This is a genomic window from Massilia timonae CCUG 45783 (genome assembly GCF_000315425.1).
In the GTDB taxonomy this organism is placed as follows: domain Bacteria; phylum Pseudomonadota; class Gammaproteobacteria; order Burkholderiales; family Burkholderiaceae_D; genus Telluria; species Telluria timonae.
This window is the reverse complement of record NZ_JH992922.1, coordinates 1277176-1287392: the sequence shown is the minus strand read 5'-3', so window position 1 is coordinate 1287392 and position 10217 is coordinate 1277176. Positions and strand designations below refer to the sequence as shown.

The following is a 10217-nucleotide window of genomic DNA, read 5'->3' as shown; positions in this document are numbered from 1 at the left end:
GGTGCTACTCTAGAAAGGAGGTGATCCAGCCGCACCTTCCGATACGGCTACCTTGTTACGACTTCACCCCAGTCACGAATCCTACCGTGGTAAGCGCCCTCCTTACGGTTAAGCTACCTACTTCTGGTAAAACCCGCTCCCATGGTGTGACGGGCGGTGTGTACAAGACCCGGGAACGTATTCACCGCGGCATGCTGATCCGCGATTACTAGCGATTCCAACTTCACGTAGTCGAGTTGCAGACTACGATCCGGACTACGATACACTTTCTGGGATTAGCTCCCCCTCGCGGGTTGGCGGCCCTCTGTATGTACCATTGTATGACGTGTGAAGCCCTACCCATAAGGGCCATGAGGACTTGACGTCATCCCCACCTTCCTCCGGTTTGTCACCGGCAGTCTCATTAGAGTGCTCTTGCGTAGCAACTAATGACAAGGGTTGCGCTCGTTGCGGGACTTAACCCAACATCTCACGACACGAGCTGACGACAGCCATGCAGCACCTGTGTTCAGGTTCCCTTTCGGGCACAGCCAGATCTCTTCGGTCTTCCTGACATGTCAAGGGTAGGTAAGGTTTTTCGCGTTGCATCGAATTAATCCACATCATCCACCGCTTGTGCGGGTCCCCGTCAATTCCTTTGAGTTTTAATCTTGCGACCGTACTCCCCAGGCGGTCTACTTCACGCGTTAGCTGCGTTACCAAGTTAATTAAAACCCGACAACTAGTAGACATCGTTTAGGGCGTGGACTACCAGGGTATCTAATCCTGTTTGCTCCCCACGCTTTCGTGCATGAGCGTCAATCTTGACCCAGGGGGCTGCCTTCGCCATCGGTGTTCCTCCACATCTCTACGCATTTCACTGCTACACGTGGAATTCTACCCCCCTCTGCCAGATTCTAGCCTTGCAGTCTCCATCGCAATTCCCAGGTTGAGCCCGGGGATTTCACGACAGACTTACAAAACCGCCTGCGCACGCTTTACGCCCAGTAATTCCGATTAACGCTTGCACCCTACGTATTACCGCGGCTGCTGGCACGTAGTTAGCCGGTGCTTATTCTTCAGGTACCGTCATTAGCCGTGGATATTAGCCTCTGCCGTTTCTTCCCTGACAAAAGAGCTTTACAACCCGAAGGCCTTCTTCACTCACGCGGCATTGCTGGATCAGGCTTGCGCCCATTGTCCAAAATTCCCCACTGCTGCCTCCCGTAGGAGTCTGGACCGTGTCTCAGTTCCAGTGTGGCTGGTCGTCCTCTCAGACCAGCTACTGATCGTCGCCTTGGTGAGCCTTTACCTCACCAACTAGCTAATCAGATATCGGCCGCTCCAGGAGCACAAGGCCCGAAGGTCCCCTGCTTTCATCCTTGGATCGTATGCGGTATTAGCGTAACTTTCGCTACGTTATCCCCCACTCTTGGGTACGTTCCGATATATTACTCACCCGTTCGCCACTCGTCAGCGGAGCAAGCTCCCTGTTACCGTTCGACTTGCATGTGTAAAGCATGCCGCCAGCGTTCAATCTGAGCCAGGATCAAACTCTTCAGTTCAATCTCTGTTTGTTGACTCTTTCGAGTCACTCGCTATTGCTAGCGAGGTCGCTCACTCAAAATACTGACCGTCGTTTCATTGCTGAGGTAACGTTTAATACTTTGTGCGAACATTTGATATTTTAAGTATGCAGCTGAACAAGTCAGCTGGCACCTTCATCAAACGCCCACACTTATCGACTGTTAATTTTTAAAGAACTTTATTCGGTACTGCATCATCTGCTGTTTGCTTCGAATCGTTTTGTTCGTCAGCAGCAGAGGAATGAGATTATGCTCGTCCTGCTGAGCTTCGTCAACACCTAATTTTTCAGTTTTGTGACGAAACCGCTTCGTTGCGGATGAAGTCGACGAAGGCCCGCAGCGGCGCTGGCACCAGCCGGCGGCCCGAGTAGTACAGATAGGGACCGGAAAACTGCGGCCACCACGGCTCCAGCACAGGTTGCAGCTCCCCACGCTCGACATACGGCTTCAGCCAATCCTCGAACAGGTAGATCACACCCAGGCCCTGCACCGCCGAATCGATCGCCAGGTCCAGCGCCCCGCCCACCTGCACCAGCAACTGCCCGTTCGGCTCGAGGGTCACCGCCTCCCCGCCCCGCTCGAACGTCCAGTGGATCATCGCACCGCTGGCGAAGCGCGCCCTGATGCATGCGCCCGGCGGGAGTTCGCGCGGATGCCCGGGCATCCCATGCCGGGCTAGCCAGGCGGGAGAGGCCGCCGCCGCCATGCGCTGCGTGCGCGGGCCGATCGGCACGGCGATCATGTCCTGTTCCAGCCGTTCCTCATAGCGAATGCCGGCGTCGCAGCCAGCCGCGAGCACGTCGACGAAGCTCTCCTCGGCCACCACCTCCAGGCGGATCTCCGGATATCTGGCGAGAAACGCCGGCACGATAGACGGCAGCACCAGGCGCGCCGCACTCATCGAGACATTCAGGCGCAAGGTGCCGGTCGGCGTGTCGCGAAAGCCATTGACCACGTCCAGGGCGCTGTCGATCTCGCTCCATACCGGATCCAGGCGCGCCAGCAGGCTGCTGCCGGCCTCGGTGGGCACCACGCTGCGCGTCGTCCGGTTCAGCAGGCGTACGCCCAGGCGCGCTTCGAGGCGCCGGACCGCCTCGCTCAAGCCGGACGCGCTGCCATCGGTCGCGCGTGCCGCCTCCCGAAAGCCGCCGGCGCGTGCGACGGCGACGAAAGCCGACAAATCTCCCAGTTCAATCTTCATTGTTCGTTTTTTCGCACAGCTTGTGTGAATTTAAGCGGATTGTCACACAGATCGGCGCGACTTATCTTGATCGCACCAACTCACTAAGGAGCGACACCATGTCCACCACGATCGATCAAGCCGGCGCCTACACACTCGGCAACCGCACGGTACGGCGCCTCGGCTATGGCGCCATGCAACTGGCCGGCCCGAACGCCTTCGGCCCGCCCAAGGATGCGGTCGTCGCGCGTGCGGTGCTGCGTGAAGCGCTGGAACTCGGCGTCAATCACATCGACACCTCGGATTTCTACGGCCCCCACGACACTAACCAGTTGATTCGTGAAGCGCTTCACCCTTACCGCGACGAGCTGGTCATCGTTACCAAGGTCAGCGCGCGGCGCGGCGCGGATGGCAGCTGGCTGCCCGCCTTCTCGGCGCCCGAACTGGAGCAGGCCGTGCACGACAATCTACGCAACCTGGGGCTGGATACCCTGGAGGTCGTCAATCTGCGCGCCATGTTCGACCCCTACAAACCGGCCGAGGGCTCGCTCGAACCTCAACTCGCCACCCTCGCCGAGCTGCGCCAGCGCGGCCTGATCCGGCACATCGGCCTGAGCAATGTGACGCCGCGCCAGCTCGAGGAGGCGCAGCGCATCATGCCGATCGCGTGCGTCCAGAATATGTATAACCTGGTCCACCGCAATGACGACGCCATGATCGATGCGTTGGCGCGCCGGGGGATTCCGTATGTGCCGTTTTTCCCGCTCGGCGGCTTCTCGCCCTTGCAGTCGGACGCCCTGTCCGCCGTTGCCGCGCAACTCGGCGCGACACCCATGCAGGTGGCGATCGCCTGGCTGCTGCAGCGCTCGCCGAATATCCTGCTGATCCCGGGCACCTCGTCGCCCGTCCATTTGCGCGAAAACCTGGCCGCAGCCCAGCTCGTGCTACCGAAAGACGCCCTGGCGCAGCTGGACGCGATCGCTACTCCCGCAGCGTGACCGTCGTGTAATGCGGATCGGCCCGGATCTTCTCTGGCGTAAAGGGAAGGCTGGGCCACTCCTTGCGCGAATACACCATGGTCTGGTCGGCATACCAGGGCGACCTGGGATCGGTCGACTGGCCATAGGTCAGCATGGCCTGGGCCACCGGGCCCTGCTCGTCGAACGTCACGGTCTGGATATAGCTCTGTCCCCAGTGTGCACCGACATAGCCCTGCGCCGTCAATCCGCTGCGCATGGTCAGCGAGCCATAGGTTCCTTCCTGATTGCCGTTGCCGCCATGCAGAGGAATGCGCACGCCGTTACGCGGCTCGACCTGGTAGTCACCCAGCCGGCCATCGAACGGCACGCCGAGCGACTGCAGCTTGTCCGCCGCCCCTTTGAGCGCCGCCAGCATCGCCGGCATGGCTGTGGAGGCCACCCCGAACGGCGTATTCACCGGATCGGCCAGATCGAAGGGCGCCGCCCATTTGTTCGGAATCGCCGTCGCCCTGCTCCAGAATTCGCGAAACAGCACCGCCCCACGGCTATCGAGATCGGCGCGGCGATCCCAGCCCTGCAGCGCCGCGCAAGCCCGTCTTACCAATGCATCGCTCGCCGCCGCACAGGCCGGCAACAGTTCCGGCAACACGAGCTCGGCCGCATACACGCGGTTCGAGAACGCCAGCGCCTGCATGTCGCCCAGGCCCAGTTTGCTGCGCTGGGCCAGCACATCCTCGACCTGGCGGAAACCGATCCGCGTGCGCAGGCTCTGCTCGACATTGATCCGCCCATACAACGGCGAGTAGCCCAGCGGCGCAGGTCCGGTCAGCAAAGCCTTGGGATTGGCCAGCCAATAACTGTCGTTCGAATTGCCCACATAGTCGGTGCGCATCATCCACGGCGCAGTGGCCGGAGAATAAATGCCGGGCGGCGCGCCCGCATCCTGCCCCCAGCCGCAACTGCTACGCGAACCATCGAACAGCAGCGCCGCCTGCAGCAACAGGCAGCCGTTGACGAACTTGTCGGCGTTCATGTGCGGCACGACACTGGCGTCCGCGTACAGCGTATTGCCTTCACGGTCGGCCGCAACCGTATTCACCCACGGCAGGCCCACCACCTTGTCCAGCGAATCCTTGAGCGCGCGCACGCCGCCGGCGGTGCCGATGCCGAGCCACTGCTCGAGCAGGCGCGTATTGCTGCGGTTCGGGTCGGCCAGCACATAGGCGGCCTCCGCCGTCCACGTCATGCCCGCCGCCGGCCGGCTGATGACGGCGCCCTGGTGGCTGAAATAAAAGGTCTTGCTGCGCCGGCCAATCAATCCGTCCTGCAGCAGCGCATCGACGTGGACCGTCTTCGACGTCATCCTGCGCCGCTCGCCGTCATATACATACGTGGTGCCGCTGGCGTCGGCGGGGTCCAGCGCCAGCCGGAAGGTGGTGAAGTGATAGGCAAACGTCACCGTGTGACTCCACGCCACATCGCGATTGAAGCCGATCACGACGGCCGGGATGCCGCCGATGATCACGCCCATCGCGTCATAGCGCCCCGGCACGGTCAGGTGAGCCTGGTAGAAGCGGTCGGTCGTGGTCCAGGGATAGTGCGGGTTACCCAGCAACAGCCCACGGCCATTGGCGGACAAGTCCTTGCCCACCGCCAGCGCATTGCTCCCGAACCCTTGTCGGTTGAGCTGGTCCAGCTGCGCCACCAGCGACGAGGCGTCGATCTTGCGCGACGCCCTTTTAGCCAGGCTCACGCTGGCCCCGGGCACCCGCCCGGCCGCGACGAAATCCCTGGCGAAGGCCTGGCCCGAGGCGTGCAGCGCCTTCTCCGCCACCACCAGAACCATATCGTCGAGCGTCATCGGCCGCACCCATTTGGCGTCGGCGCAGGCGGCCGGCAGCTTGCCGCCGGCATCCTTCAGGTAGCGGTTATAACCTTCGACAAAGCCTTCGAGCAGATCGCGCGGCTCGCGCGGCCCCGCGGCATAGCCGGCGCGCAACTGACCGATATCGAGGTAGCCCTTGAAGAAGAAGTCGCTCTCTTCATTGTTCAAGTCCATGAATCCGCTGCCGCCGCCATACTCGTCGCCCGTGCGCTGGCGCGGACGCGCATCGGCGCCGAAGAACAGCGAGCGCTCGCCACGCACGGTCAACAGGGAGTCGGCGAACATGCAGACATTGTCCTGGGCATAGGCATAGGCCAGCCCATAGCCAAGGCCGTGGAAATCATCGGCGCGCACATGCGGCACGCCATGCGTCGTGCGTGCAAGCTCGACCTGGACGCGGGCGGCGGGTTCGGAAGGCGGCTGCGGTGGTGGTGGCGCGGGATCGTCGTCGCTGCTGCAACCGCCAAGCGCCAGCGCGAGCATCGAGACAAACAGAAACCGGACCGCAGGGACAGGAGGTTTCATCAGGGCGCTTTCCGCGGCGACGGCCGCATATTGGAAGATGGCGGAACGAAGGGCAAAAGGTGCAACAACTTTAGCTCTAAACTAGTGCCCACGCACCATCACTTATGCGCAAATATTCAAAATAAATAAGTTTTATGCAACACCGTCGTTTCAGTACCGCAGAAAGCAAAAAAGCCCACCAGACATCTGGTGGGCTTTCTCTCTATTGAATAGCCTGACGATAAACTACTTTCACACTGGTTGCAGCACTATCATCGTCGCAATGTCGTTTCACGGTCCTGTTCGGGATGGGAAGGGGTGGTACCGACTTGCTATGGTCATCAGGCATAACTTGCTGGAAAACTGTTCCGCTACTGGGCAACAGGCTTCCTGAATTCCGGCGTGCATTCTAACAAGCAATCCTGCCGAGCACCAGCGTTATTACCCACCAAGCCACAAAAACACACCCGAAAGACGCTTCCATATAAAGAAGAGAGCTGGCAATCACAGTAAAATACCGCCTTTCCCGCCGCCGCCCTCCTTTCCCCGCCATGACGATCCTGCTCTCGACCCTCAATGCCCGCTATACGCACGCCTCGCTCGGCCTGCGGTACCTGCTGGCCAATATGGGCCCGCTGCAAGAGCGGACGACGATCCAGGAATTCGTCATCGGCGCCAAGACCACCGACCTGGTCGAGCGCATCCTGGCGCACGCGCCGCGCATCGTCGGCTTCGGCGTCTATATCTGGAACGTGGAAGAGACCACCCGCCTGGTGGCCCTGCTCAAGCGCGTGGCGCCGCAGCTCACCATCATCCTGGGCGGACCGGAAGTCTCGCACGAGACGGGCGAGCAAGAGATCGTCAAGCTGGCCGACTACGTCGTCACCGGCTGGGGCGACGTCACCTTCCCCAAGCTGTGCCGCGAGATCCTGGACGGCCCGAAGCCGATCATGAAGGTGCATGCGGGTGTGCAGCCGCCGATGGAAGACATCGTCCTGCCCTACTCTTTATATAGTGAGGAAGACATCGCCCACCGCACCCTGTACGTGGAAGCCTCGCGCGGCTGCCCGTTCAAGTGCGAATTCTGCCTGTCCTCGCTCGACAAGACGGCCTGGCCCTTCCCCCTGGATACATTCCTGGCCGAGCTCGAGCTGTTGTACTCCCGAGGCGCGCGCCTGTTCAAGTTCGTCGACCGCACCTTCAACCTGAACGTCAAGACCAGCCTGCGCATCATGCAGTTCTTCCTCGACAAGATCGAGGCGGCGCCGAACGACCCGGTCTACGCCCACTTCGAACTGGTGCCCGACCACCTGCCCGAGGCGCTGAAGGAGACCATCGCCAAATTCCCGGCCGGCGCGCTGCAGTTCGAGATCGGCATCCAGAGCTTCAACCCCGAGGTGCAATCCCTGGTCAGCCGGCGCCAGAACAATGAAAAAGCGGCCGAGAACATCCGCTGGCTAACCCGGCACTCCACCGCCCACCTGCACGTGGACCTGATCGCCGGCCTGCCGGGCGAAGACGTGGCCAGCTTCGCGCGCGGCTTCGACCACCTGGTGAGCCTGGGCGCCGAAGAGATCCAGTTCGGCATCCTCAAGCGCCTGCGCGGCACGCCGATCATCCGCCATACCCAGGATTTCGGCATGGTCTACGATCCCTACCCGCCCTACACCGTGCTGGCGACGAACAGGATCGATTTCGCCACCATGCAGCGCCTGGTGCGCTTCGCCCGCTACTGGGACCTGGTGGCCAACTCGGGCCGCTTCGCCAACACCATCCCGGTGCTGCTGGGCGAGGCGCCGTTCGACAACTTCATGGCCTTCTCGGATTGGATCTATGCGAACACCGACGCCACCCACCGCATCGCGCTGGACCGCCTGGCCAAGCTGGTGGCCCAGTGGCTGCAGGTGCGCGGCATGGATGCCGGCGAAGCGGCGGCGCTGCTGGCCAGCGACTATGCCGGCAAGGTCGACGCCCCGACCCGCCCGGTAAAGCAGGCGGATGCGCCGAAAGCGGTCGCTCCGGCGCGCCAGGTCCGCCATCTGGCTGCCTGACGGGGCAAACACGCAAGAGGATCGCGGCTGGCAACAGTAACGATTCTCTTTTACACTGGCGCAATGCGGATTGAAAATGCGCCAACATTAACCATTCAACAGTCCGGCCAGGGGGCCGGCCAATCCGTCATTGCCGAGGGGGTCTGGCAAGTCCACGGCCTGTCGCAGCGCGGCGTCCTCAAGGGCATCACGCGCCAGCTGGCCGGCCTCAAGGACAAGGGGGCGTGCGAATGGGACCTGTCCGGCATCGAAAGCCTCGATCATATCGGCGCCCAGATGTTCTGGAATACCTGGAACAAGGAGCGCCCCAAGCGCCTCAAGCTCGACCCGCGCCAGGAAGACCTGTTCCGCCGTATCGAGGAAGCCAGCCACATCAAGCTGCCGCGCCACCGCACCAGCCCCTTCCACTGGGTGATCGTGCTCGGCGCCGGCATCCTGAACTTCTTCGAGCACCTGCGCAGCTTCATCGGCCTGATCGGGATCGTGATCCAGGACCTGGGCCGCTTCCTGCGCCGTCCCCAGACCGGGCCGTGGCGCGAAATCTCGGCCAATATCTATCACTCCGGCTTCCAGGCGCTGGGCATCACGGCCATGGTCGGCTTCCTGATCGGGATCGTGCTCTCTTACCTGTCGTCGCAGCAACTGCGCATGTTCGGGGGCGACGCCTATCTCGTCAACATCCTGGGCATGGCGGTGATCCGCGAACTGGGTCCGCTGCTGGCCGCGATCCTGGTCGCCGGCCGCTCCGGCTCCTCGATCACCGCCCAGCTGGGCGTGATGCGGGTGACCGAAGAACTCGACGCCATGCTGGTGATGGGCATCTCGCATGGCTACCGCCTGATCATGCCCAAGGTGGTCGCCCTGGCGATCTCGATGCCGCTGCTGGTGGTCTGGACCGACGCCATGGCCCTGTTGGGCGGCATGGTCTCGGCCAAGATCGAGATGGGCATGTCGTTCCGCTACTTTTTGCAAAAGCTGCCGGACGCGGTGCCGTTCGTGAACTACACCATTGGCCTGCTCAAGGGCGCTACTTTTGGGGTGCTGATCGCCCTGATCTCGTGCCACTTCGGCCTGCGCATCAAGCCCAACACCGAGAGCCTGGGCCGCGGCACCACCACCTCAGTGGTCACCGCGATCACGGTGGTGATCCTGGCCGACGCGGTGTACGCCATCATCTTCAGCGGGACGGGCTTCTGATGCCAGACACCAAACGACGCCGCCAGGAGCTGAACCTGCGCCCCGACGAGGAAGTCGGCGCGCCGGTGGTCCAGATCCGCAACCTGTGGACCCGTTTTGGACGCACGGTGGTGCACCAGGACCTGAACCTCGAGATCTACGGCGGCGAAATCCTCACCATCGTCGGCGGCTCGGGCACCGGCAAGACCGTGCTGCTGCGCCAGATGCTGGGCCTCGAGCGGCCGTCGCAGGGCAGCGTGCACGTGTTCGGCGAGGACATCAGCGCGGCCTCGCCCGAACAGCTGCAGCGCATGCGCAACCACTGGGGCATGCTGTTCCAGCAGGGCGCGCTGTACTCGGCGCTGAGCGTGTTCGACAACATCGCCCTGCCGATGCGCGAGCTGCGCTCGCTGCCCGAGGACGTGATCCGCGACGCCGTGCTGCTCAAGATGAATATGGTCGGCCTGGGCCCCGAGCACGCCAACAAGATGCCGGCCGACCTGTCGGGCGGGATGGTCAAGCGCGCCGCCCTGGCGCGCGCGCTGGCGCTCGAGCCGCAGCTGCTGTTCCTGGACGAACCGACCGCCGGACTGGATCCCGACCTGTCGGACGCCTTCGTCACCCTGATCCAGACCCTGCACCGCGAACTGAAGCTCACGGTGGTGATGGTCACGCACGACCTGGACACCCTGTTCGCGCTGTCTTCGCGCATCGCGGTGCTGGCCGAGAAGCACGTGCTGGCGGTGGGACCGTCGTGCGACGTGCTGCAGGTCGAGCATCCCTTCATCACACACTTTTTCCTGGGCCCGCGCGGCCAGCGGGCGCTGGAAGTGCTCGACGAGCGCCACGCCCAGCATGAATCGGAGAATCGATAGT

6 protein-coding genes and 2 rRNA genes are annotated in these 10217 nt (G+C 62.4%); 4 read left to right on the top strand and 4 right to left on the bottom strand.

The window, feature by feature from the left end:
* Positions 1 to 13: 13 nt before the first annotated feature.
* A 16S ribosomal RNA gene (locus HMPREF9710_RS05485) occupies positions 14 to 1544 on the bottom strand.
* A gap of 307 nt (positions 1545 to 1851) precedes the next feature.
* The gene (locus HMPREF9710_RS05480; protein WP_005664613.1) at positions 1852 to 2766 is read right to left on the bottom strand and encodes a LysR family transcriptional regulator; all 915 of its coding nucleotides are present in this window, start codon (positions 2764 to 2766) and stop codon (positions 1852 to 1854) included.
* A gap of 98 nt (positions 2767 to 2864) precedes the next feature.
* On the opposite strand from HMPREF9710_RS05480, the gene HMPREF9710_RS05475 reads away from it, so the two are divergent.
* Positions 2865 to 3743, top strand: coding sequence for an aldo/keto reductase family oxidoreductase (locus HMPREF9710_RS05475; protein ID WP_005664612.1), 879 nt, complete (start codon positions 2865 to 2867; stop codon positions 3741 to 3743).
* Here the strand turns inward: HMPREF9710_RS05475 and HMPREF9710_RS05470 are convergent.
* Positions 3727 to 6135, bottom strand: a complete 2409-nt coding sequence (locus HMPREF9710_RS05470) for a penicillin acylase family protein (protein ID WP_229409733.1) — start codon at positions 6133 to 6135, stop codon at positions 3727 to 3729. The genes HMPREF9710_RS05475 and HMPREF9710_RS05470 overlap by 17 nt on opposite strands.
* Positions 6136 to 6347: 212 nt before the next feature.
* Positions 6348 to 6460: ribosomal RNA gene (gene rrf, locus HMPREF9710_RS05465) — 5S ribosomal RNA — on the bottom strand.
* 205 nt (positions 6461 to 6665) lie between these two features.
* Here rrf and HMPREF9710_RS05460 point away from each other — a divergent pair.
* From HMPREF9710_RS05460 to HMPREF9710_RS05450, 3 genes are all read left to right on the top strand, one after another.
* Complete coding sequence (locus tag HMPREF9710_RS05460; RefSeq protein ID WP_005664609.1) at positions 6666 to 8165, top strand: B12-binding domain-containing radical SAM protein; 1500 nt, start codon at positions 6666 to 6668, stop codon at positions 8163 to 8165.
* 63 nt (positions 8166 to 8228) lie between these two features.
* Positions 8229 to 9362, top strand: a complete 1134-nt coding sequence (locus HMPREF9710_RS05455) for an MlaE family ABC transporter permease (protein ID WP_005664606.1) — start codon at positions 8229 to 8231, stop codon at positions 9360 to 9362.
* Positions 9362 to 10216 (top strand): ABC transporter ATP-binding protein, encoded by an 855-nt coding sequence (locus tag HMPREF9710_RS05450; protein WP_005664603.1) that lies wholly within the window; start codon positions 9362 to 9364, stop codon positions 10214 to 10216. The genes HMPREF9710_RS05455 and HMPREF9710_RS05450 overlap by 1 nt, the downstream gene beginning before the upstream one ends.
* The last annotated feature ends 1 nt before the right edge of the window (position 10217 follow it).